The 21552-nt window shown below is 70.5% G+C and carries 23 protein-coding genes; 9 read left to right on the top strand and 14 right to left on the bottom strand.

All coding sequences use genetic code 11. The features are described from left to right. Positions 1-557: 557 nt before the first annotated feature. Together QMK61_RS04290 and QMK61_RS04285 are read right to left on the bottom strand one after the other, a co-directional pair. Positions 558-1880, bottom strand: a complete 1323-nt coding sequence (locus QMK61_RS04290) for a DEAD/DEAH box helicase (RefSeq protein WP_302070674.1) — start codon at positions 1878-1880, stop codon at positions 558-560. 120 nt (positions 1881-2000) lie between these two features. After that, positions 2001-2696 (bottom strand): class I SAM-dependent methyltransferase, encoded by a 696-nt coding sequence (locus QMK61_RS04285; RefSeq protein ID WP_302070673.1) that lies wholly within the window; start codon positions 2694-2696, stop codon positions 2001-2003. Positions 2697-2793: 97 nt separating this feature from the next. Here QMK61_RS04285 and QMK61_RS04280 point away from each other — a divergent pair, with 97 nt between their 5' ends. Next, positions 2794-4026 (top strand): MFS transporter, encoded by a 1233-nt coding sequence (locus QMK61_RS04280; RefSeq protein WP_302070672.1) that lies wholly within the window; start codon positions 2794-2796, stop codon positions 4024-4026. Positions 4027-4066: 40 nt separating this feature from the next. Then, the gene (locus QMK61_RS04275; RefSeq protein ID WP_302070671.1) at positions 4067-4552 is read left to right on the top strand and encodes a peptidylprolyl isomerase; all 486 of its coding nucleotides are present in this window, start codon (positions 4067-4069) and stop codon (positions 4550-4552) included. A gap of 308 nt (positions 4553-4860) precedes the next feature. Here QMK61_RS04275 and QMK61_RS04270 read toward each other — a convergent pair whose 3' ends face one another. From QMK61_RS04270 to QMK61_RS04250, 5 genes are all read right to left on the bottom strand, one after another. Further along, positions 4861-5427: a C40 family peptidase gene (locus QMK61_RS04270; protein WP_302070670.1), complete on the bottom strand. Its 567-nt coding sequence runs from the start codon at positions 5425-5427 to the stop codon at positions 4861-4863. A 60-nt stretch (positions 5428-5487) separates the two neighbouring features. Then, a complete protein-coding gene (locus QMK61_RS04265) occupies positions 5488-6693 on the bottom strand; it encodes a TonB family protein (protein ID WP_302070669.1) in 1206 nt (401 codons plus the stop codon). 13 nt (positions 6694-6706) lie between these two features. Next, positions 6707-7084, bottom strand: coding sequence for a BlaI/MecI/CopY family transcriptional regulator (locus QMK61_RS04260; protein WP_302070668.1), 378 nt, complete (start codon positions 7082-7084; stop codon positions 6707-6709). An 83-nt stretch (positions 7085-7167) separates the two neighbouring features. Continuing rightward, complete coding sequence (locus QMK61_RS04255; RefSeq protein ID WP_302070667.1) at positions 7168-8439, bottom strand: hypothetical protein; 1272 nt, start codon at positions 8437-8439, stop codon at positions 7168-7170. 92 nt (positions 8440-8531) lie between these two features. Next, complete coding sequence (locus tag QMK61_RS04250; RefSeq protein WP_302070664.1) at positions 8532-9908, bottom strand: hypothetical protein; 1377 nt, start codon at positions 9906-9908, stop codon at positions 8532-8534. 104 nt (positions 9909-10012) lie between these two features. Between QMK61_RS04250 and QMK61_RS04245 the strand changes: the two genes are divergently transcribed. From QMK61_RS04245 to QMK61_RS04230, 4 genes are all read left to right on the top strand, one after another. Further along, on the top strand, positions 10013-11272 hold the full coding sequence (locus QMK61_RS04245) for an FAD-dependent oxidoreductase (protein WP_302070662.1): 1260 nt from the start codon (positions 10013-10015) through the stop codon (positions 11270-11272). Positions 11273-11315: 43 nt separating this feature from the next. Further along, on the top strand, positions 11316-12662 hold the full coding sequence (gene gorA / locus QMK61_RS04240; protein WP_302070660.1) for a glutathione-disulfide reductase: 1347 nt from the start codon (positions 11316-11318) through the stop codon (positions 12660-12662). A gap of 26 nt (positions 12663-12688) precedes the next feature. After that, positions 12689-13468, top strand: coding sequence for an N-formylglutamate deformylase (gene hutG, locus QMK61_RS04235; protein WP_302070658.1), 780 nt, complete (start codon positions 12689-12691; stop codon positions 13466-13468). Positions 13469-13609: 141 nt separating this feature from the next. Next, positions 13610-13846: a hypothetical protein gene (locus tag QMK61_RS04230; RefSeq protein WP_302070655.1), complete on the top strand. Its 237-nt coding sequence runs from the start codon at positions 13610-13612 to the stop codon at positions 13844-13846. A gap of 61 nt (positions 13847-13907) precedes the next feature. Here the strand turns inward: QMK61_RS04230 and QMK61_RS04225 are convergent, their stop codons facing one another. The 7 genes from QMK61_RS04225 to asnS all read right to left on the bottom strand — a co-directional run bounded on the left by QMK61_RS04225 (position 13908) and on the right by asnS (position 20044). Beyond that, on the bottom strand, positions 13908-14333 hold the full coding sequence (locus tag QMK61_RS04225) for a Rid family hydrolase (RefSeq protein WP_302070653.1): 426 nt from the start codon (positions 14331-14333) through the stop codon (positions 13908-13910). Further along, complete coding sequence (gene can, locus QMK61_RS04220; RefSeq protein WP_302070651.1) at positions 14330-14992, bottom strand: carbonate dehydratase; 663 nt, start codon at positions 14990-14992, stop codon at positions 14330-14332. Before can ends, QMK61_RS04225 begins: the two co-directional genes overlap by 4 nt. 10 nt (positions 14993-15002) lie before the next feature. Then, positions 15003-16466, bottom strand: coding sequence for an aldehyde dehydrogenase (locus QMK61_RS04215; RefSeq protein WP_302070649.1), 1464 nt, complete (start codon positions 16464-16466; stop codon positions 15003-15005). Between the two features lie 231 nt (positions 16467-16697). After that, entirely contained in the window at positions 16698-17489 is a 792-nt protein-coding gene (locus tag QMK61_RS04210; RefSeq protein ID WP_302070647.1) for an SDR family oxidoreductase, read from the bottom strand. Positions 17490-17511: 22 nt separating this feature from the next. Next, complete coding sequence (locus tag QMK61_RS04205; protein WP_302070645.1) at positions 17512-17829, bottom strand: hypothetical protein; 318 nt, start codon at positions 17827-17829, stop codon at positions 17512-17514. Beyond that, a complete protein-coding gene (locus QMK61_RS04200; protein ID WP_302070643.1) occupies positions 17826-18617 on the bottom strand; it encodes a MalM family protein in 792 nt (263 codons plus the stop codon). Before QMK61_RS04200 ends, QMK61_RS04205 begins: the two co-directional genes overlap by 4 nt. An 11-nt stretch (positions 18618-18628) precedes the next feature. Next, on the bottom strand, positions 18629-20044 hold the full coding sequence (asnS, locus tag QMK61_RS04195; protein ID WP_302070642.1) for an asparagine--tRNA ligase: 1416 nt from the start codon (positions 20042-20044) through the stop codon (positions 18629-18631). A 133-nt stretch (positions 20045-20177) separates the two neighbouring features. On the opposite strand from asnS, the gene QMK61_RS04190 reads away from it, so the two are divergent. The 3 genes from QMK61_RS04190 to rpsR all read left to right on the top strand — a co-directional run bounded on the left by QMK61_RS04190 (position 20178) and on the right by rpsR (position 21462). Beyond that, entirely contained in the window at positions 20178-20504 is a 327-nt protein-coding gene (locus QMK61_RS04190; RefSeq protein ID WP_302070641.1) for an iron-sulfur cluster assembly accessory protein, read from the top strand. A gap of 296 nt (positions 20505-20800) precedes the next feature. Beyond that, positions 20801-21217, top strand: a complete 417-nt coding sequence (gene rpsF / locus QMK61_RS04185; RefSeq protein ID WP_302070639.1) for a 30S ribosomal protein S6 — start codon at positions 20801-20803, stop codon at positions 21215-21217. A gap of 14 nt (positions 21218-21231) precedes the next feature. After that, the gene (rpsR, locus tag QMK61_RS04180) at positions 21232-21462 is read left to right on the top strand and encodes a 30S ribosomal protein S18 (protein ID WP_008213232.1); all 231 of its coding nucleotides are present in this window, start codon (positions 21232-21234) and stop codon (positions 21460-21462) included. The last annotated feature ends 90 nt before the right edge of the window (positions 21463-21552 follow it).

Here is a 21552-nt window from a genome sequence, read left to right as displayed (position 1 = left end):
GACAAGCGCGCAGCGCGCAGAACGCCCGCAGGGCGGCCCCGAAAGGGCGAGCGCAGCGAGTCATCCAGTAGCGACCACGCTCGCTCAAGCCGCACGGTGACTGGATGACCAGACCTTCGTCTGTTGATAAGGCGCCTCCGGCCTGCGCCGGAATGACGGTGAGGGAGACGGAATGCGGCGCCAGCAATGGGGTGATCCGGCCACGTTGAGGCAGGCCGGGAGCGGCAACTCTTGGGCAGCCGGCCTGCGGAACGTCACGCCAGCGGACGCGACGCCCGATCGCACCGGAAACCTCAGAGCCTGTCCAAGATCTCCCCGTAGCTCGCGTTGCCTTGCCCTGGCCGCCGATGGGAGTGCGCGGCGCAGCGCCTGGCTGGCAGGTCAAGCCGCGCGCTGCCGCATGGCGGCCAGGGCAAGGCAACCCTTCGGGCCGGGTCTGTTTGCCCACAGGCCGGCGTCATCGCTCCGTCGTGGACGGACGTCCACTCCCTCGCTCTTCCTTGGCCTGCGCGCAAACCGCTCCCGGCGCGGGCCACGGGGAGATTTTGAACAGGCTCTCAGGCCTTGGCCGCCGGCCTGCGTGGCCGCCGGCGCTTGCGGTTGCCTGCGGCGTGCGGGTTGCCGCCACCCGGCTGGCCGTGGCCGTGCGACCGCGGCGCGCCCTGGGCAGCACCGCCTTGCCGCGGCGGGCGCGGCTGGCGCTGGCCCTGCTTGGGCCGCGGCGCGCCGGCGTCCAGCCGCAGCGGCGCGGACGGCTCGAAGCCGGCCACCTCGACGATGGCGAGGTCCTGGTCCAGCAGCTTGCGGATGTCGCGCAGCAGGCCGGACTCGTCGTGGCTGACCAGCGACAGCGCCAGGCCGTCGGCGCCGGCGCGGCCGGTGCGGCCGATGCGGTGCACGTAGTCCTCGGCCACCATCGGCAGGTCGAAGTTGATTACCATCGGCAGCTGGTCGATGTCGATGCCGCGCGCGGCGATGTCGGTGGCCACCAGCACGCCGATGCGGCCGCCCTTGAAGTCGGCCAGCGCGCGGGTGCGGGCGTTCTGGCTCTTGTTGCCGTGGATTGCCGCGGCGCGCAGGCCGGCCTGCTCCAGGTACTTCACCAGCTTGTCGGCGCCGTGCTTGGTGCGGCTGAACACCAGGGTCTGGCGGCGGCTGTCCTCGCTCAGCACGTGCAGCAGCAGTTCGCGCTTGTTCGCCGCGTCCACCGGGTGCACGCGGTGCGCGATGCGCTGGGCCACGCTGTTCGGCGGCGTCACCGAGACCTCGCGCGGCCGGCGCATGAACTGCAGCGCCAGCGCCTTGATCGGCGCCGCGAAGGTGGCCGAGAACAGCAGCGTCTGGCGCGACGCGGGCAGCGCGCCGAGGATGCGCTTCAGCGCCGGCAGGAAGCCCATGTCGAGCATGCGGTCGGCTTCGTCCAGCACCAGCGTGTCGATGCCGGAGAGGTCGACGGTGCGCTGCTGCATGTGGTCGATCAGCCGGCCGGGGGTGGCGATCACCACGTCGACGCCGCGGCGCAGTGCCTGCACCTGCGGGCCCATGCCCACGCCGCCGAAGATCACCGCGCTGTGCACCTGCAGGTGGCGGGCGTAGGCGCGCAGGTTGTCGTCGATCTGCGCGGCCAGTTCACGGGTGGGCGTGAGCACCAGCGCGCGCGGGCGGCGCGGGCCGCGCTGCGGCGTGGCGCCGAGGCGATGCAGCAGCGGCAGCGCGAAGGCCGCGGTCTTGCCGGTGCCGGTCTGGGCGGCGGCCAGCAGGTCGTGGCCCTCCAGCACCACCGGGATGGCGGCCGCCTGGATCGGGGTGGGTTCGGCGTAGCCCTGTTCGGCGAGCGCACGCAGCAGCGCGGGCGCGAGGCCCAGCGATTCGAAGGACATGGAACGGCTCCTGTGCAACCCGGAGCGTTCGTGCGGAACCGTGTTGCGGTATGGGGATGGGAAGCGGCGAAGGCCGCGGCGGCCGGGGAGCCGCGACGGCAAGTATAGCCGAAGTGGCGCTCAGCCGCGGCGGCCGACGACCAGGTAGCTGTTGAACGGCGTGCCGGCGTGCAGCGGTTCGATGCGCACGCCGAGCCCGGCGGCCTCCAGCGCGGCGCGCAGTTCGGCGGCGCTGGGGTAGTGCTGGGCGCCCACCCGCATCCAGCCGGTGGCGTGCAGCAGGAACTCCTCGGCGCGGGTGAGCTGGTAGCGCCAGTTCGGTTCGCGCAGCACGTTGCGGATCACCAGCAGGCCGTCCGGCGCCAGCCGTTGCGCGGCCGCCGCCAGCAGCGGGGCCTGCGCCGCCGCCGGCAGGTAGTGCAGCATGTCCAGCAGGGCCACGTGGCCGCGGAAGTCGGGCAGGCCGTCGGCACCGCCGCACTGCCAGTGCAGCGGGGTGGCCAGCGCCGCGGCGGCATGGCGGGCGGCATCGATCTTGCGCGGGTCGTGGTCGATGCCGAGGTAGCCATGCAGCAGGCCGCGTGCCTCCAGGTACTGGCCGAGCAGGCCCATGCCGCAACCGACGTCGAGCAACGGTCGCGGCGCGGCGCCCGCCAGCAGGCCGGCGATGGCGGGGTAGACCGGGTCGCCGGCCAGCTTGCCGCGCACGTAGCCGCGCTGCGGGCGGGTACGGAAACGGCTGGCGATGGCCTGGCGGATGGCGCGTTCCGATGCGTCGTGGCCGCGGCGCACGGGGCGTGTCGTGGGCGTGTCCATGCCCCGATGGTGGCCGCAAACCGCCTGCCGGGGCAAATCGTCGGCATATGGCCACTGCGATGCCATACTGGCGCCCCGATGTTCCCGGAGCCCGAGCATGCCGTTCCTGGCCTCCCTGCGCGAGTTGAACCACGAGCAGCGCCACACCGTGCTGGCGAGTTTCCTGGGCTGGACGCTGGACGCGTTCGACTATTTCCTGCTCACCTTCGTGATCGTGGGCGTGGCGCAGGAATTCCACACCGACAACAAGGCGGTGACCTACGGCCTGTTCCTGACCCTGGCTGCGCGGCCGCTGGGCGCGCTGGTCTTCGGCCGGCTGGCGGATCGTTACGGGCGCCGGCCGATCCTGATGCTGGACGTGATCCTGTTCTCGGTGTTCGAGCTGGCCACGGCGTTCTCCACCTCGCTGACCATGCTGCTGGTGCTGCGCTTCCTGTTCGGCATCGGCATGGGCGGCGAGTGGGGCATCGGCGCCTCGCTGGCGATGGAGTCGATCCCGGCGAAGTCGCGCGGCCTGGTCTCCGGCCTGCTGCAGAGCGGCTATCCCTGCGGTTTCTTCCTGGCGGCACTGGTGAACTGGCTGCTGGTCGATGCGATCGGCTGGCGCGGGCTGTTCGTGGTGGGCGCGCTGCCGGCGTTGCTGGTGCTGTACATCCGGCGCAAGGTGCCGGAGTCGCCGGCGTGGCGGGCCAGCCGCGAGGCGCACGGTCGCGTGGGTGCGCTCGACGCGATGCGCGGCCACTGGAAGCTGGCGATCTACCTGATGCTGCTGATGATGGCGTTCAACATGTTCAGCCACGGCTCGCAGGACATGTACCACACCTTCGAGGAGGTGAACCTGCACCTGCCCACCGGCTCGGGCGCGGCTTTCCTGCTGGTGGCGCTGCTCAACCTGGGCGCGCTGGCCGGCGGGTTGTTCTTCGGCGCATGGTCGGAGCGGGTGGGGCGGCGCAGGGCGATGATCGTGGCCGCGCTGCTGGCCTTGCCGGTGATCCCGCTGTGGGTGCACGGCGGCTCGCTGCTGTGGCTGGGGGTGGGCGCGTTCCTGATCCAGGTGATGGTGCAGGGCGCCTGGGGCGTGGTGCCCAGCCACCTCAACGAGCTGTCGCCCGGCGCGGTGCGCGGCACGCTGCCGGGCTTCGCCTACCAGATGGGCAACCTGCTGGCGGCGGGCACCGCCACCGCGCAGACCTGGCTGGCGGCGCAACATGGCCACGACTACGGTTATGCCATGGGCGTGTGGGTGGCGGCCGTGGCGGTGCTGCTGGCGGTGCTGGTATGGCTGGGGCCGGAGGCGCGCGGGGTGGGCTTCGGCGACGGGGCGTCCTGATAGAATCGCCTCTTTTGCACCCATCCGAGAGACCAAGGCAATGAAGGCTGGCAAGGACAAAGTCGTCGCGCTGCACTACACGCTCACCGTGGACGGCGAGAAGATCGAAAGCTCGCACGAGCGCGGCGAACCGCTGTGGATCCTGCTCGGCCACGGCCAGCTGATCCCGGGCCTGGAGAAGGCGCTGGACGGCCACGAGGCCGGCGAGAGCCTGCAGGTGGAGATCGCCCCCGCCGACGGCTACGGCGAGCGCCAGGAAGGCCAGATCCAGCGCGTGCCGAAGAAGTACTTCCAGGACGCCAGGCGCCTCAAGCCCGGCATGACCACGGTGCTGGCGCTGAAGGAAGGCGGCCACCGCGCGGTGACCGTGCACAAGGTCGGCATGAGCACGATCGACGTGGACCTCAACCACCCGATGGCGGGCAAGACGCTGCACTTCGATGTGGCGATCGAGGACGTGCGCGACGGCACCGAGGAAGAGATCCAGCACGGCCACGCCCACGCGCCGGGCGCCGAAGCGCACTGACGCGCGCTTCAAAGGGTGGAATCGAAACGGCGCCCACGGGCGCCGTTTTTCGTCCGCCCCTTCTCCCCGCCGGGGAGTACGCGGGGAGACGCCATGGATGGCGTCGGCTTTGAGGAGCGAGGAAGGTTGGGACGAGGGGCGGGTGCTCGCGGAGCCCTGTTGGGCAGGCTTGCCGCAAGAGCGCCCCCTCACCCCAGCCCTCTCCCCGGAGGGGAGAGGGAGCAGGAGTTGTTGCTTCGTGGGCGGCCCGTCGCGAGGTTGCCCCCTCACCGTTTCTCTCCAACGGGGAGGGGGAGACAGGCCCGCATTCAGTCCAGCAGCCGCTTCCCGTACGCGAAATGGTCGCGCCAGTACGGCCCGTCGATGTCGTCCAGGCGCACCGTGCCGCCGCTGTTGGGCGCGTGCACGAAGCGGCCCTTGCCCACGTACACGCCGACATGGCTGATGTCGCCGCCGATGTCGAAGAACACCAGGTCGCCGCTCATCAGGTCGCGCATGCGTTTCACCTTGCGACCGTCCACGCGTGACATTGCGCCGGAGTTGTGCGGCAGCGCGATGTCGGCGGCACGGCGGTAGATGTAGTCGACCAGCCCGCTGCAGTCGAAGCCGCCTTCCGGCGTGTTGCCGCCCCAGTGGTAGGGCGTGCCGACCAGGGCCATCGCGCGGAACAGGATGTCGTTGGCGGTGGCCGCCTCGCCGGCCGGGGCGCGCGCCGGCTCATCGGCCAGCGCCGAGTGCGAAGGCTTGTAGGTACGCTCGCGCCGGTGCGGGGCGCCGGCGCAGGCAGCCAACAGGGCCAGGATCGCCAGCAGCGGTGCCAGGCGCACGGCATGCCGCCAGGCAGGCAGGCGTGGTGCGGGCGGCTCGGCAGACATGGATACCCTCGATGTGGCGGTGCATCGAGGGTATCAAATCAGTGACTTGTGTCAAATTTTTCAGCTTTTGGATGAAGCCTTGGCGGGCGGTTCGTCCAGCGAGAAATCGATCGGGACGCGCGCATAGCCCTCGACCGGCTTGCCGCCCTTCATCCGCGGCGTGAAATGCCATTGCTTCGCCGCCTCGGTGGCGGCGACGATCAGTTCGGCCGACTGTGTGGTGCTGTGGCCGGCGTCGTAGTCGATGCGCCCCACGCTGCCGTCGGCGTGGATCTGGATCTGCAGCATCACCAGGCCCTGCTCCTTGTTCTTGAGGGCATCGGCCGGATAGCGCGGGGAGATCCGCTGGTTGAAGGCCCAGTCCTGGCTGGCCGGTTGCGCGTGCTGCGGCGCGGTGGCGTTGGCCAGGGCAAGGCCGCTGGCCATCAGTGTGGCCAGTGCGGCGAGGCCGGCGTGGCGGCGCAGGGCGGTGGGACGGCGATGCCGGATCATGGTGAGGCGCTCCTTCAGTTGCGGCTCGGCGAGCCAGGGGATCAGCGCCGGGCGGCACGCCATGCCGGTGCTGTGCAGCAGGGTGCGGGCGTAGCGGGCGTCGTCGCCGGGTGCTTCGCGCAGCACGCGTTCGTCGCAGGCCAGCTCCTGGTCCAGCCGGAAGCGCGGCAACGCCAGCCAGGCCAGCGGGTGGAACCACAGCAGCGCGCATGCGAGCTCGGCCAGCAGGTTCCAGAGCGGGTCGCCGCGGCGCAGGTGGGCCAGTTCGTGGCGCAGCACTAGGTGGCGCTCGTGCGGAGCGAAGCGCGTGGCGAAGTCGGCCGGCAGCAGCACCAGGGCGCGCGGTGCCCACAGCACGGCCGGGCCGGAAGGGTGCAGGCGCAGGCGGTGCAGGTCGCGCGCGGGCACGTCGGGGGCCAGGCGTCGCAGCAGCGGCGCCGGCAGCGGCCGGGCGGCACGCCGCAGACGCAGGTAATGCATGCCGAGGCGGAGCAGGCCGAAGGCCGCGCCGGGCAGCCACAGCCAGGCGGCGTGGAGCGGCAGCGCGAGGGATTGCGCCTGGCCGCCGGCGAAGGCGGCGCGCGCCGTGGCGCGCAGCGCCGGCAGGGCGATCCAGGCGTGCGCCGGCGCCGGCAGCCACGGGACCAGCGCCAGCAGGAGGGGCAGGCTCCACAACGTGAAGGCCGGGCCGGCGCCGAAGGCCCGCCGCACCGGGCGCCGGGCCAGCAGCACCACGAGCAGGCCGACGGTGGCCAGCAGCAGGGCGTGGAGCATGCGCGTGTCCATTTCAGCGTTCCTTCTTCTCGATCGCGTCGAGCAGCTTGCGCAGCTCGGCAACGTCCTTCGGGCTCAGCTTTTCGTGCCGGCTGAAGTGCGCCAGCAGCGGCGCCATGCGGCCGCCGAACACCCGGTCGAGCAGGTTGCGGCTTTCCTGCGACTGCCACTGCTCGCGCGTCAGCACCGGCGCGTAGAGGTAGCGCCGGCCGTCCTTCGCCGCGCTCACCGCGCCCTTGCCGAGCAGGCGGTTGAGCAGGGTGCGGATGGTTTTCTCGTGCCAGTCGCTGCCGGCCTGCACGGTGGCGATGATCTGTTCGGAAGTCTGCGGCGACGCGCGCCACAGGGCCTCCATCACGCGGCTCTCGGCTTCGCTGATCGGGGTGGGCATGGCGCTCCTGGATTACGCGTGTAGTTCCAGGGCGAGATTACGCGCGTAATTCACGCCGCGCAAGTGTGTCGCCGCGACTGGCGTCAGTGCCCGACGTCCAGCGTGCGCGTGCCCAGCACGTGGCCTGCCGCGTCGACGGCGCGCAGCCGGTACTGGCCGGGGTACAGGTACAGCGTGTTCTGCGTGTCCTCGTGCAGGAAGGTGTAGCGGTCGGCGGGGACGGCGTCGCCGGCCTCGCCGGCGTAGCGGGCCTCCACCATGCAGGGGACGTGCCCGTTGCAGAGGTCGGTGTTGACCAGCCGCGGCTTGCGGCGGCCGCCCAGCGACAGCCAGTCGGGACGCGGACCGGTGCCGGCGCGTGGCAGGATCACGCTGATGTCGTGGCGCGCGGGGTCCGCGCTCCACAGCTTGTCGGTCAGCCGGTTGACCAGCACCACCGGCGTCCTCGGATGGAAGCGCTCGACCAGCACGCCGTAGGCGCCGTCGTCGGGCGCGCCGGGGATGATGTCGCGGAACTGGGTCTGGTCGACGGTGAGCGGGTCCAGGCCGGTGAGCCGGGCCAGCTGCATCGCCATCGGCTCGATGGTGTCGCCGAGGTTGCCGGGCGCCTCGTCGACGTGGGCATAGCCGGCATGCACCAGCAGCCGCGCCCGCGGGTCGCGGGCGAACACTTCGCGGTAGAGGTTGCGCGCCTGGCCGGATTCGCGCCCGGCCGGGGTGGGCGCGTCGGAGTCGTAGGACACCAGGGTGTAGCCGAGCCGCAGCGCCTGCCGCACGATCTCGCCGTAGAGTGGTTCGCGCAGGTAGCTGCTGCCGCTCGTGTCGATCGCGTAGCCGCGCCGGGCCAGGGCCTTGTCGCGCGGTCCCAGCGCCTCGATGGCGAGGTAGCGGAAACCGTGCGCGTAGAGTTTCGGCAGCAGCTCCAGGGTCAGCTCGCGGGTGTGCGCGTCGTGGTGCGCCTCGTTGATCATCACGATGCGCCGGCCCTGGGCCCGCGCGGCGATGGCGGCGACGGCGCTCTCCGCGCGCCATGCGTCCGTCGCGGGCAGCGGTACCTTGGGCGGCGGCACGACGCGGTTGTCGAACGGGAAATCGGCCAGCGCGCGGTTGTAGAGGCCGAGCTGGTCGTCGAGCGCGGCGAGCACCTGGCGCGCGACGTTGTCGTCGTCGGCCGGCATGTGCGCCTGCAGGTACTGGTGGCGGGCGAGGTCGTTCGGCAACGGATGGAGTTCGGCGAGCAGGTTGCGCGACGGCGGTGCGTCGGTCGCGGCCGCGACCGGCTGCGCGTGCGCGCCGATCGTTGTCGACAGCGCGGCGGTGCCCAGCAGGGAGAGGAAGGCAAGACGCATCGGCATGGTTGGCATATCGAAGGGGACCGCAAGCGTGCGATGGTCGATCATATGGATCAAACCAGCCGATCGCTGTCGTCCAGGCGGAGGCTGGCGGACTACCCGGTCGGGGGCTTGCCTACCCGAGGGGCGCTGACCGCGATGGAGCGTTCATTCAACGTCCGCCCCTTGGCGTCCAGCGAGCGCAACCGATAATGGCCGGGGTACAGATAAAGCTCGCTGATGGCATCCTCCTTCATGAAGGCGTAGCGATCGGCGGCGGTGGCATCGTCCGACTCGTTCGCGTATTGCGCCTCGATCATGCAGGGCAGGCGCATCCTGCAGAGAGTCGTGCTGATCGAGACCGGGTAACGCGTGCCTCCCAGTGTCAGCCATTTCGGGCGCCGCATGGGGTCGAGGGTTGTCAGCGAGCCGAAGGCGAGGCGCGACGTATCCGAGGTCTCCTTGACGGTCTCGCCGTCGATCGTCACCGAGGTGCCGAAGGATTTCAGGCTTACGGAGGGCGGCAGGATCACGTTGACGTCGTACATCTTCGGGAGCGCGCTCCAGGCCTTGCCGCTGGCGCGATTGACCAGGACCGCCGGAGCCTGCGGATGGAAGCGCGCAATCAGCTGCCGATAGTCATCCGGATCATTCCCTGCCGCTTCGAGGAATTGGGTCTGGTCGATGGATAACGGATCGAACCCCGTCAGGGCCTTCAATCGCATGGCCATCGGCTGGATATGGCCCAGGCGACCCGGTGCCTTGTCGATATGCGCGTAGCCGGCGTGGACAAACAGGCGGGCATGGGGATCCCTGGCGAAAACCTTCTGGTACAGGTTGTCGGCCTGTTCGATCTCGCGTGCCTGGGTCGTGACTTCGCTTTCGACGTCATAGGACACGACGGTGAAGCCGAGGCGGATCGCTTCGCGCACGATTTCCCCGTATATCGGCTCGTGGAGGTATTCGGTGCCGCTGGCCGTCGTGGGGTAGCCGCGATGCTCCAGGCCCGGATCCGAGTCGACCAGGGCCTCGGCGGCGAAATAGTTGAAACCGAGCTTGCGCAGGCGCGGCAACAACGCCAGGGTAAGCACCCGGGTATGGGCATTGTGATGCGCCTCGTTGACCATCACGATGCGACGGTTGGCGGCGAGCCTGGCGATGGTGTCGACGGCATCGGCGGCGCGCCACGCGTCGGGCGTCGGAAGCACGACATTCTCCGGCGCGGCGATCTTGAGCGGAAAGCCGAGGATGGCCTGGTCGTAGAGGCCCAGCTCGCATTCGGCCGAGGAAAGCAATTGCATGGCCACGACCTGGTTGTCCGGGGCAAGGCGCGGCATCGCCTTTTCGAGATAGCTGTAGCGCGCCAGGTCGGTGGGCTGACGGTGCAATGCCTTGAACAGCCTGATTTCGGCCGGGTCGAACGACTGGGCGGCGGCCCCCCGGGAGACCAGCAGTGCCACGAGGCAAAGCAAGGCGACGACTCTGTTCGACATGCCGGGGACCATGCGGCCGAGCAAAGCTGATCGTGCACTTGAAATATCGGCGAAGCAAGCGCCCCCGGGACCGCAAGGCGGAGGCGCCCCGCTACAATGCGTCGATGGACGACTCCCGCAGCGATGTACTGATCCTGGGCGGCGGCGTGATCGGGCTGTCGTGCGCGTTGTACCTGCTGCGGGCCGGCATCGGCGTGCGGGTGCTGGAGCAGGGCACGCCCGGCTGCGGCAGCTCGCACGGCAACTGCGGCACCCTCACGCCCAGCCATGCGCCGCCGCTGACGATGCCCGGCACCTTCGGCCTGGCGCTGCGTTCGATGCTGCGCGCCGATGCGCCGCTCTACCTCAACCCGCGCTTCGACGGCCCGCGCCTGCGCTGGCTGCTGGGCTTCGTGCGACATTGCAACTGGCGCGACTTCGAACATGCGGCGGCGGCGCGCGCGACGATCCTGCGGCGTTCGCGCGCCCTGCTGGCGGGGCTGGTCCGCGACGAGGGCATCGACTGCGGCTTCGCCGAGGAAGGCGAGCTGTACGTCTACCGCAGCGCGAAGCTGCGCGACGCCGACGAGCGCCACCACGCCGCCGTGCTCGACCGCCTCGGCATCGAGGCCCGGCGCCTGCGCGGCGACCAGGTGGAGGCGATGGAGCCGGCGCTGAAGCCAGGGGTGGCCGGGGGCCTGTTCCACCCCGGCGACGCGCGGCTGCGCCCGGACCGCTACGTGGCGGGCCTGGCGCGCCGCGTGCGCGAGCTGGGCGGCGCCATCGTGAACGGCGCGAGGATCGACCGCCTGGACGTCGACGGCCGCCGCCTGACCCATGTGCGCACCACCCGCGGCGTGTTCCGCGGCGAGCGGGTGGTGCTGGCGCTGGGTGCCTGGTCGCCGCTGCTGGCGCGGCAGCTGGACCTGCGCCTGCCGATGCAGCCGGGCAAGGGTTATTCGCTCACCTACACGCGGCCGGCGCGCGCGCCGCGCCATGCGCTGGTGCTGCGCGAGCCCGCGGTGTGCGTCACCACCTGGGCCGACGGCTACCGGCTGGGCAGCACGATGGAGTTCTCCGGCTACGCGGAAGGGCTCAACCGCACCCGCCTCGATGCGCTGCGCCGCGGCGCGGCCTCCGGCCTGCACGAGCCGGAGGGGCCGGAACTGCTGGAGGAATGGTGGGGCTGGCGGCCGATGAGCGTGGACGAGGTGCCGATCATCGGGCCCAGCACGCGCTGGTCGAACCTGCACCTGGCCACCGCGCACGGCATGCTCGGCGTGAGCATGTCGGCCGCCACCGGCGAGCTGGTGGCCGCACAGCTGGCCGGCGCCGTGCCGGCGCTCGATCCATTGCCCTACGCGCCGGCCCGTTTCGGGCTGTGAGCCGGCCGGTGCGTTACGCTGCGCCTTTGCACGGAGAACGACGATGGTCCGACGGCATGACCTGATCGTACTGGGCGCCGGCTCGGCTGGCCTCACGGTAGCGCAGCGCGCCGCGAAGCTGGGCGCGAAGGTGGCGCTGTTCGATCCCGGCGAGCTGGGCGGCACCTGCGTCAACCGCGGCTGCGTGCCGAAGAAGGCGATGTGGTTCGCCGCGCAATGGGCGCAGGCGCAACGACTGATGGCCGACACCGGCTTCGCGGTGACGCCGGCGCCGCTGGACTGGGCACGCTTTCGCCGCCAGCGCGACGACTACATCGCCGGCATCCGCCAGCGCTACGCGCAGCGGCTGGACGCGGCCGGCATTGAGGTGATCCCGGCCGCCGCGCATTTCCTCGCCGCCGACACCGTGGCCGACGACGCCGGCCACCGCCATGCCGCGCCGCGCGTGGTGATCGCCACCGGCGCGCGACCACGCCGGCTGGACATTCCCGGCTTCGACCTGGGCATGGTCTCCGATGACGTGTTCGAACTGGAGCGGGCGCCGCGCCGCGTCGCGGTGGTGGGCGGCGGCTACGTGGCAGTCGAGTTCGCCTGCGTGCTGCACGCCCTGGGCTGCGAGGTGGACCTGCTGGCGCGCGAGCGGTTGCTGACCAGCTTCGACGAGGAGCTGGTCGAGACACTGGCGGCGCAGATGCAGGCGCGCGGCATCCGCATCCTGCGCGGCACGGCAGTGGCCGCGGCCGAGGGCTCGCCCGGGGCGGTCCGGCTGCGCGACGCGCAGGGCGGCACCCACGGCGATTACGACGCGGTGCTTTGGGCGGTGGGCCGGGTGCCAAATACCGACTGGCTCGGCCTCGACGCGCTGGGCGTGGCGCTGGACGGCTATGGCCACGTGCGGGTCGACACCTGGCAGGACACCAATGTGCCGGGCATCGCCGCGATCGGCGACGTCACCGGCCGCCACGCGCTGACCCCGGTGGCGGTGGCGGCTGGACACGCGCTGGCTCAGCGCCTGTTCGGCGGCGAGCCGGACGCGCACTTCGACTACGAAGCGATTCCCTCGGTGGCGTTCGCCGAGCCGCCGCTGGGGCGGGCCGGGCTCACCGAGCGCGAAGCACGGGCCTGCCATGGCGACGCGGTCCGCGTGCACACCGGCCGCTACACGCCGTTGCAGCTGATGGTGGCCGGCCACCGCGAGCAGAGCGTGGTGAAGCTGGTCTGCATGGGCGAGGACGAGCGCGTGCTGGGCATCCACGCCCTGGGGCCGGGCACCGACGAACTGCTGCAGGGCTTCGCGGTGGCGCTGCGCATGGGCCTGCGAAGGCGCGACCTGAAGGCGTCGGTGGCGATCCATCCCACCGCGGCGGAGGAAGTGGTGTTGCTGCGCTGAGCGGCTTGGCGCGACACTGCGCGGTCATGGATACCTTCACCCTCGAGCGCGGCAAGGCGCCGCTGCTGATCAGCCTGCCGCACGACGGCAGCCACATCCCCGACGCCATCGCCGCGCGCCTGCGTCCCGCGGCGCGCCGCTCGCCGGACACCGACTGGCACGTGGGCAGGCTGTACGCCCCGCTGGCGCGCGAACTGGGCGCCAGCGTGCTGCGGCCGGTCGCCTCGCGCTACGTGGTCGACCTGAACCGTCCGGCCGACGGCCAGGCGCTCTACCCGGGGCGACGCGAGACCGGACTGGTTTCCACCATCGGCTTCGACGGCGAGCCGCTGTACATCGACGGCCAGGAGCCGGACGCGGACGAGGTCGCCCGCCGGGTGGCGGACTGGTGGCGGCCCTACCACCGCGCGCTGGCGGACGAGCTGGAGCGCCTGCGCGCGGCGCATGGCCGCGTGGTGCTGTGGGAAGGCCACTCCATCCGCAGCCATGTACCGATGCTGTTCGAGGGGCGGCTGCCGGACTTCAACCTGGGCACCGCCGACGGCGGCAGCTGCGGTTCCGACCTGCAAGGGCGGCTCACCAACGTGATGGAAGCGCAGGACGGCTACGACTTCGTGGTCAACGGGCGCTTCAAGGGTGGCTACATCACCCGTCACTACGGCCGGCCGGCGGAGGGCGTGCAGGCGGTGCAGCTGGAACTGGCGCAGCACCGCTACATGGACGAGGACAGCTTCGCCTGGGACGGGGCCCTGGCGGCGCCGGTGCAGGCGTTGATCGGGCGCCTGCTGCAGGCCTGCCTGAACTGATTCCGGATCGCCGCCAGCGATGGCGGCCGGCCCGCGTTCCATTCAGTTGCCGTATGCCGAGGCGGATGCATTGTTGGCGCGTCGCGCCTCCCGAGGCAGCCGGGTTCCGGCCGGGCCCGCGACAACCATCTTCCGAGGCTCATGATCATGATCCGTAAACTTGCGATCGCTTCCCTGCTCGTGGCGGGCGCGGCCCTTTCCGGTTCGGTGCTGGCCCAGGCCGCGCCGCAGGCGGCAGCGCAGCCCGCCGCGCAGACGATGCCGGCCACCAAGACCGCCAGCACGACTACCAAGCACCACGCCAAGAAACACCACAAGCATCATCACAAGGCCGCGAAGAAGGCCGCCGACGCTTCGGCGCCCGCCACCGGCAAGTGAGCATGTAGCGACCGCGCCCGCGGTCGCGGCAGGGAACCCCGGCGCCACGCGCCGGGGTTTTTTATGTGGCCAGGCCCATTGCCGCCACGCACTTCAGCTCGATCGCGATCGGCGTGGGCAGCGCGGTGATGCCGACCGTGGTGCGGCAGGCGTCCACGCCGGCGAAGTACTCCGCATAGAGGCGGTTGTAGGCGGGAAAGTCGCGCGTCATGTCGGTGAGATACACGGTGACATCCACCAGGTCCTCCCAGCGCGCGCCGCTGGCTTCCAGCACCGCGCGCACGTTGGCGAACACCTGCCGGCACTGTGCCTCGATGTCATGGCCGACCAGCTTGCCGTCGGCGTCGTGCACGTTGCCGGGAATCGCGTTCGTGCCCGGCTGCCGCGGGCCCACGCCGGACAGGAACAGCAGGTGGCCGACGCGGCGCGCGTGCGGATACGCGCCCACCGGCGCCGGCGCCGTGTCGGTGCGCACGATGCCGCTCATTGCGCGTTCCAGCGCTGCGCGAGGCTGGCCAGCACGCCTTCGTAGGCGACGGGCAACTGCTCGTGGCCGCGCACGTCGAGGCCCAGGTCGGTGATGTGGCCGTTGTCCAGGCCGTAGATCCAGGCATGCACGGCCAGTGGTTGGCCACGCTCCCAGGCCTCGCGCACCACCGTGCTGTGGCACACGTTCACCGCCTGCTCGATCGCGTTGAGTTCGCACAGGCGCGCGTGGCGCACGGCGAATTCGGTGGCGGGGTCGAGCTTGTCGGGATGCTTCATCGCCACGTCGCCGATGTGGCGCAGCCAGTTGTCGATCAACCCCAGCCGCGATTGCTTCAGCACCGCGCCCACGCCGCCGCAGCCGTAATGGCCGACCACCAGGATGTGCTTCACCTTGAGCACGTCCACCGCGAACTGGATGGTGCTGAGAGCGTTGAGGTCGGTGTGCACCACCACGTTGGCTACGTTGCGGTGGACGAAGATCTCGCCCGGCGGCAGGTCGACGATCTGGGTAGCCGGCACGCGCGAGTCGGAACAGCCGATCCACAGGTACTTCGGCGCCTGCTGCTGGGCGAGCTTCTCGAAGAAGTCCGGCTCCCTGGCGGTGACGTCGGCGGCCCAGCGCCGGTTGTTGGCCAGCAGGTCTTTGATCGAGTTCATCGGACTTCCTTCAGTAGCGTATGCAGACGTTCTTGGGTTCGGTGAAGAAGCGCAGCGCCTCGGTGCCGCCTTCGCGGCCCAGGCCCGAGTGCTTCACGCCGCCGAACGGCGTGCGCAGGTCGCGCAGCATCCAGCAGTTGATCCACACAATGCCGAAATCCAGCTGCGCGGCGAGCCGGTGCGCGCGCGACAGGTCGCGCGTCCACAGCGAGGCGGCCAGGCCGTAGCCGGTGCCGTTGGCGAGCGCGAGCGCGTCCGCCTCGTCCTCGAACGGGATCAGCGTCACCACCGGGCCGAAGATTTCCTGCTGGTTGGTGGCGGCTTCGTTCGGCAGGCCCTCGATCACCGTGGGCGCCACGAACCAGCCCCGCGCGCAGCGCCGGGGCACCGCGACGGCTTCGCCGCCGACCAGCACGCGGCCACCCTCGTCGCGCGCCCGGGCGATGCAGGCCATCACCTTGTCGAAGTGCGGCTTCGAGACCAATGCGCCGAGGTCGCTGGCTTCGTCGTCCGGGTCGCCGACGCGCAATGCGCGCACGCGGGCGAGGTAGCGCTCGCGGAATGCCTCGTAGATCGAGCGTTGCACCAGCAGGCGCGAGCCGCACAGGCAGATCTCGCCCTGGTTGGCGAAGCCGGAACGCACGATGGTGTCGAGGTTGGCATCGGACAGGTCGGCGTCGGCGAACACGATGGCGGGGTTCTTGCCGCCCAGTTCCAGCGACACCTTCTTGAACTGCGGTGCGGCCACGGCGGCGATGCGCGCGCCGGTGGCGGTGCTGCCGGTGAACGAGACCGCCTTGACTGCCGGATGCTCGACGATCGCCTGGCCCACCGTGGGGCCGCGCCCCTGCACGATATTCAACACGCCGGGCGGGAAGCCGGCCTCGATGCTCAGCTCGCCCAGCCGGGCGGCGGTGCAGGGCGTGATCTCGGATGGCTTGGCCACCACCGCGTTGCCTGCGGCCAGCGCGGGCGCGATCTTCCAGGTGAACAGGTACAGCGGCAGGTTCCACGGGCTGATGCAGCCGACCACGCCCAGCGGTCGGCGCAGGGTGAGGTTGACCGCGCCCGCGCCGGGCGTGCCGGTTTCCATTGCATGCGATTCGCTGCCCCAGGTGGCGATGGCGGCGGCGAAGTGGCGCAGGTTGCTCACCGCGCGCGGGATGTCCACGCTGCGCGCCAGCTTCACCGGCTTGCCGCTGTCACGCGACTCCAGCGCGGCGAACTCGTCCAGCCGGGCCTCGACCAGGTCGGCCAGGCGGTCCAGCAGGCGGGCGCGCTGTTCGACGGGCGTGGCCGCCCAGCCGGGAGCGGCGCGTCGGGCGGCCTGCACGGCGGCCTCGACATCGGCGGCGGCGCTGTCGGGGCAGTGCGCGAACACCGCGCCGGTGGCGGGCTCGAACACGTCGAGATAACGGGCGTCGGCCGGCGCTTGCGGGCGGCCGTCGATCAGGTTGTCGAGACGCTTGGGCATCCCTGCAAGCTTAGGACTTGCGCGCATCGATTGCACCGGACGCGGGCGTATGCGGGGCGTTGCGGCGAGGTTGGGTGACTCCTCCCCAACCCTCCCCTGCACGCAGGGGAGGGAGAAATGCCGCATCGTGCTTTTGCCCCTCCTCCCCCGCGCAGGGGAAGGGAGAGATGCCGTGCCGCGCTTTCGCGCCTCCCCCTGCGCGCAGGGGGAGGCGGGAGGGGGTAAAGCCCTTCAGCTCAGCGCCCGCGTGCGTCCGCCGTCCACCGCGATGCTGGTGCCGTTGACGTAGGCCGCCGCGGGCGTGCACAGGAAGGCGACCACCGCGGCCACCTCGTGCGGTTCGCCGAAGCGGCGCGCGGGCACCGTGGCCAGCATGTCGCGTGTGACGGCGTCTTCGTCGCGGCCGCTGGCCTCGACCCGGGCCGCGAGGATGTCGTCCAGCCGCGCGGTGCGGGTGTAGCCGGGCAGCACGTTGTTGACGGTGACGCCGTCGGCGGCCAGCTCGCCGGACAGGGTCTTGGCCCAGGCCGCCACCGCGGCGCGCACGGTGTTGGAGACGCCCAGCCCCGCGATCGGTTCCTTCACCGAGGTGGAGATCACGTTGACGATGCGCCCGTAACCCGCCGCGCGCATGCCCGGCAGCAGCGCCTGCACCAGCGCCTGGCCGGCCAGCAGGTGCTGGCGGAAGGCCGCCTCGAAGGCCTCGGCGGCGGCGGCGTGGGCGGGGCCGCCCGGCGGGCCGCCGGTGTTGTTGACCAGGATCTGCACCGGTGCGTCGGCGGCGATCGCCCCGGCGGCGGCGCGCAGGGCACCGGTGTCGGCCATGTCCACGCTGCGCCAGTCATGGCGCTGGCCGGCGCGGGGGCGCGGCAGCGTCGCGGCCAGCTCGCGCAGCGGGCCGGCCGAGCGGGCCAGCAGGGTGACGCTGGCGCCCAGCTCGGCCAGCTCCACCGCGCTGGCGCGGCCGATGCCTTGCGAGGCGCCGCAGACCAGCGCATGGCGTCCACCCAGGTCCAGTTGCATGGTTGCCTTCTCTCCCGGCGCGTCAGCCGCGTCCTATCCATTGCAGGCCCAGCGCCAGCAGCCAGCAGGCCCAGGCCAGCCATTGGCTGTAGCGCCACACGCGCCACCAGCGGGTGACGACCGGGTCGGCCAGGGCGGGGATCGCCGGCGAACGCAGCACGTGCTGCATGCGCACCCACAGGCGGAACCCCTGCGCGCTGCCGTGGCTGTCGATGATCTGCCAGTGCTGCGGATGCTGCAGGCGGATGCGGCGCGCCGCCTGGAATGGCGCGACATAGTGCAGCACCAGGCAGACCAGACCCGCCAGCAGCAGGACGGCATAGACGAGGAAAGGGTTCAACTTCCGCTCCGGCTCCAGTGCACCGGCAGCGCCGTGCGCAGGGTGTGCAGCAGGCCCTGGCCCTCGGCGGGCTTGCCGCAGATGCCATGGTCCACCGCCTCGGCATAGCTCTTGGTCATCAGGCCCACCCACAACGTGCCGTCGGGGCCATGCGGCACCTTGAAGCTGCCGTTGGAGACCATGTTGGTGGGCGTGTCCACGCTGAAGGAGGCGGGCGACTGTTCCCAGTAGGTGGCGCCGGCCTGCTGCTGCGCGGAACTGTAGACCACCAGGTAGCGCGCCTTGGGGTCGGACACCGTGACGCTGCCGAAGGCGCCGCTGGTGTCGCTGCTCCAGCCCATGTACTCGCACAGCGTGACATCGTGGCTGTCCAGCGGCTGGAAGGCGTCGTCGAGCAGCACCGCGGTGGGCGCGAACAGGTAGCTCTCCTTCAGCCAGCGCCCGTTGAGGTCGGACTTCACGCCGATCCGGTACGGCAGCTTCACGTCGGTGGGCAGGCTGAAGGCGAGGAAGTAGCTGCGCACGCCGTTGAGGTCGGCCACCATGCTGCCGTTGCCCAGGTGGAACTTCTTCGGCCGCCAGGGCAGCAGGTTCTGGTAGGAGAAGTCGGCGAAGCTGCCGCAGCAGGGCGTGGCGTCCTGCAGTGCCTGGCGCGCCTGTTCCAGCGTGAGCCGGGTGTCCTGCACCGGCCGCAGGTTGGGCGGCAGCAGCACCTTGGCGCTATGGCAGGCGCCCAGCAGGGCGATGGCGGCGATCAGGAGGGCGGTGGCAAGCGGTCGTTGGGGCATCAGTCGATCGGTCAGAATTCGGCCGTCCCCGCCGCGCGGGGGTAGGGGATGGCGTCGCGGATGTTGGACAGGCCGCACACGTACACCAGCAGGCGCTCGAAGCCCAGGCCGAAGCCGGCGTGCGGCACGGTGCCGTAGCGGCGCAGGTCACGATACCAGCCATAGGTGACCGGATCGAGCCCGAATTTGGCCATCCGGGCGTCCAAATGGTCGAGGCGTTCCTCGCGCTGGCTGCCGCCGATGATCTCGCCAATGCCGGGCGCCAGCACGTCCATCGCCGCCACCGTCCTGCCGTCGTCGTTGAGGCGCATGTAGAAGGCCTTGATCGCTTCCGGATAGTTCATTACGACAACCGGACGGCCGATATGTTTCTCGGCGAGGTAGCGCTCGTGCTCGGTCTGCAGGTCGACGCCCCAGGTGACCGGGTACTCGAACTTCTCGCCGGACTTCTTCAGGATCTCCACCGCCTCGGTGTAGTCGATGCGCTCGAACGGCTGGCTGATGAAGGTTTCCAGCCGGCTGACCGCGTCGGGCTGCACGCGCTCGGCGAAGAACGCCATGTCGTCCGGGCGCTCCTCCAGCACGGCCTTGAAGATCGCCTTGAGGAAGGCCTCGGCGCAGTCGGCGTCGGCAGCGAGGTCGGCGAACGCGATCTCCGGTTCCACCATCCAGAACTCGGCGAGGTGGCGCGGCGTGTTGGAGTTCTCGGCGCGGAAGGTGGGGCCGAAGGTGTAGACCTTGCTCATCGCGAGGCAGTAGGCCTCGACGTTGAGCTGGCCGGACACGGTGAGGAAGGCCTCGCGGCCGAAGAAATCCTTGCGGAAGTCGATCCTGCCCTCGGGCGTGCGCGGCAGATTGGCCAGGTCCAGCGTGGACAGCCGGAACATGTCGCCGGCGCCCTCGGCGTCCGAGGTGGTGATGATCGGCGTGTTGATCCAGAAGAAGCCCTGTTCGGTGAGGTGGCGGTGGATCGCCGTCATCATGGTGTGACGCACGCGGGTCACCGCGCCGAACAGGTTGGTGCGCGGACGCAGGTGGGCCACCTCGCGCAGGAACTCCATCGAGTGCTGCTTGGGCTGGATCGGGTAGGTCTCCGGGTCATCCACGAAGCCGGTGACGGTCACCGCGGTGGCCTGGATCTCGAACGCCTGGCCCTTGCCCTGCGAGGGGACGAGGGTGCCGGTGACGACCACGCCGGCGCCGGCGGTGAGGTGCTTCACCTCGCTCTCGTAGTTGGCCAGCGTGGCCGGCACCACCGCCTGGATCGGGTCGAAGCAGGAGCCGTCGGTGACGTTGACGAAGGACAGCCCCGCCTTGGAATCGCGCCGGGTGCGCACCCAGCCGCGCACGGTCACCGGGCTGCCGGCCTCGAGCTGGCCGGAAAGCGCGCGCTTCACACTGGTTGCCGTGGGGCTGGCCGCCGTCATGGATTGAAACTCCTGGTTGGACGCCGCATGTGGCGAATGAGGGCAAACCGGCATGATAATGTAGGCCGTGCCGGGCCCGCGACTGTTCTTCCCCGCGATTTTCCTTCGTTCCCGCCCGGCGAGCCGAGCCGACATGACCATCACGATCACCCCCGCCGCCAGCCAGCGCATGCGCCAGTTCCTCGAACGCGATCCCGCCGCCGCGGGCATCCGCTTCGGCGTGAAGCGCACCGGCTGTTCCGGGTTCGGCTACGTGGTGGACCTGGCCGACAGCGTGGGCGCCGACGACCGGTTGGTGGAAGTGGACGGTGTGCCGGTGGTGGTGGACAGCAAGAGCCTGCCGCTGGTGGACGGCACCGTGATCGACTTCCGCCGCCAGGGCCTCAACGCCGGCTTCGTGTTCCACAACCCCAACGCCACCGGCGAGTGCGGCTGCGGCGAGAGCTTCACGGTCGGCTGAGCAGGGGTAGTTGCCCGGCTTGACCGTTCGCGTCGAGCGCAGGACCGCAGAACCGGAGTCGGAACGCCTGCCGGTGGCCCGGCGTCGACTTCGCCGCTGCGCGGCCATGCCCGGCGAGGACGGTTGATGGGGCGGCGCTTTCTTAAAAATTCAGTCGCTTGCGCGGTATCCCGCACTCCCCGTACAATTCCGCTTCTGCCCGCGCCGAACAGGCCCGGGCGGAACCTTGCCTCACCGCATAGGGCGGGAGGCTGCCAGGCCCCGAAAAGGCCGCATCCACAAGGAGTTACCACTCGATGACCCTGCGTCATTACGAAGTCGTGTTCCTGGTCCATCCCGACCAGAGCGAGCAGGTCCCGGCGATGATCGAGCGCTACAAGGCGCTGATCGAGACCGACGGCGGCAAGATCCACCGCCTGGAAGACTGGGGTCGCCGCCAGCTGGCCTACCCGATCGTCAACCTGGCCAAGGCGCACTACGTGCTGCTCAACATCGAAGTCGGCCAGAACGCGCTGAACGAGCTGGAGTCGGGCTTCCGCTTCAACGATGCGGTGCTGCGCCACCTGATCATCAAGCGTGACGCGGCCGACACCGAGCCCTCCTTCATCCTGAAGTCGAAGGAGAAGGACGACGCCAAGTCCTCGCGCCGCCGCGACGACGACGGCGACGACCGCCGCGGCGATCGTGACAGCGACAACGACAGCGACGCCTGATCAGGAGACACGACATGTCCAAGTTTTTCCGCCGCCGCAAGTTCTGCCGCTTCACCGCGGAGAAGGTGAAGGAGATCGACTACAAGGATCTCAACACCCTGCGCCAGTACATCACCGAGAACGGCAAGATCGTGCCCAGCCGCATCACCGGCACCAAGGCGCGCTACCAGCGCCAGCTGGCCACGGCGATCAAGCGCGCGCGCTTCCTGTCGCTGCTGCCGTACACCGACAACCACGACGTCTGATGCGTGTTCCCCTCTCCCCGCGGGGAGAAGGGAGAAGACCGGAATTCGGACAACCGTCCGCGGCTGCGCCGGCCTGACCGGTGCTAACGA

The sequence above is a fragment of the Fulvimonas sp. R45 genome (assembly GCF_030504985.1).
In the GTDB taxonomy this organism is placed as follows: domain Bacteria; phylum Pseudomonadota; class Gammaproteobacteria; order Xanthomonadales; family Rhodanobacteraceae; genus Rhodanobacter_A.
Note: the sequence above shows the minus strand (reverse complement) of the source record. Positions and strands in the feature narration are given on the sequence as shown.

Bases quoted from the DNA above. Each gene is read 5' to 3' on its own strand.
- QMK61_RS04290 (WP_302070674.1), bottom strand. From the start codon at position 1,880: ATGTCCTTCGAATCGCTGGGCCTCGCGCCCGCGCTGCTGCGTGCGCTC.
- QMK61_RS04285 (WP_302070673.1), bottom strand. From the start codon at position 2,696: ATGGACACGCCCACGACACGCCCCGTGCGCCGCGGCCACGACGCATCG.
- QMK61_RS04280 (WP_302070672.1), top strand. From the start codon at position 2,794: ATGCCGTTCCTGGCCTCCCTGCGCGAGTTGAACCACGAGCAGCGCCAC.
- QMK61_RS04275 (WP_302070671.1), top strand. From the start codon at position 4,067: ATGAAGGCTGGCAAGGACAAAGTCGTCGCGCTGCACTACACGCTCACC.
- QMK61_RS04270 (WP_302070670.1), bottom strand. From the start codon at position 5,427: ATGTCTGCCGAGCCGCCCGCACCACGCCTGCCTGCCTGGCGGCATGCC.
- QMK61_RS04265 (WP_302070669.1), bottom strand. From the start codon at position 6,693: ATGCTCCACGCCCTGCTGCTGGCCACCGTCGGCCTGCTCGTGGTGCTG.
- QMK61_RS04260 (WP_302070668.1), bottom strand. From the start codon at position 7,084: ATGCCCACCCCGATCAGCGAAGCCGAGAGCCGCGTGATGGAGGCCCTG.
- QMK61_RS04255 (WP_302070667.1), bottom strand. From the start codon at position 8,439: ATGCCGATGCGTCTTGCCTTCCTCTCCCTGCTGGGCACCGCCGCGCTG.
- QMK61_RS04250 (WP_302070664.1), bottom strand. From the start codon at position 9,908: ATGTCGAACAGAGTCGTCGCCTTGCTTTGCCTCGTGGCACTGCTGGTC.
- QMK61_RS04245 (WP_302070662.1), top strand. From the start codon at position 10,013: ATGGACGACTCCCGCAGCGATGTACTGATCCTGGGCGGCGGCGTGATC.
- gorA (WP_302070660.1), top strand. From the start codon at position 11,316: ATGGTCCGACGGCATGACCTGATCGTACTGGGCGCCGGCTCGGCTGGC.
- hutG (WP_302070658.1), top strand. From the start codon at position 12,689: ATGGATACCTTCACCCTCGAGCGCGGCAAGGCGCCGCTGCTGATCAGC.
- QMK61_RS04230 (WP_302070655.1), top strand. From the start codon at position 13,610: ATGATCATGATCCGTAAACTTGCGATCGCTTCCCTGCTCGTGGCGGGC.
- QMK61_RS04225 (WP_302070653.1), bottom strand. From the start codon at position 14,333: ATGAGCGGCATCGTGCGCACCGACACGGCGCCGGCGCCGGTGGGCGCG.
- can (WP_302070651.1), bottom strand. From the start codon at position 14,992: ATGAACTCGATCAAAGACCTGCTGGCCAACAACCGGCGCTGGGCCGCC.
- QMK61_RS04215 (WP_302070649.1), bottom strand. From the start codon at position 16,466: ATGCCCAAGCGTCTCGACAACCTGATCGACGGCCGCCCGCAAGCGCCG.
- QMK61_RS04210 (WP_302070647.1), bottom strand. From the start codon at position 17,489: ATGCAACTGGACCTGGGTGGACGCCATGCGCTGGTCTGCGGCGCCTCG.
- QMK61_RS04200 (WP_302070643.1), bottom strand. From the start codon at position 18,617: ATGCCCCAACGACCGCTTGCCACCGCCCTCCTGATCGCCGCCATCGCC.
- asnS (WP_302070642.1), bottom strand. From the start codon at position 20,044: ATGACGGCGGCCAGCCCCACGGCAACCAGTGTGAAGCGCGCGCTTTCC.
- QMK61_RS04190 (WP_302070641.1), top strand. From the start codon at position 20,178: ATGACCATCACGATCACCCCCGCCGCCAGCCAGCGCATGCGCCAGTTC.
- rpsF (WP_302070639.1), top strand. From the start codon at position 20,801: ATGACCCTGCGTCATTACGAAGTCGTGTTCCTGGTCCATCCCGACCAG.
- rpsR (WP_008213232.1), top strand. From the start codon at position 21,232: ATGTCCAAGTTTTTCCGCCGCCGCAAGTTCTGCCGCTTCACCGCGGAG.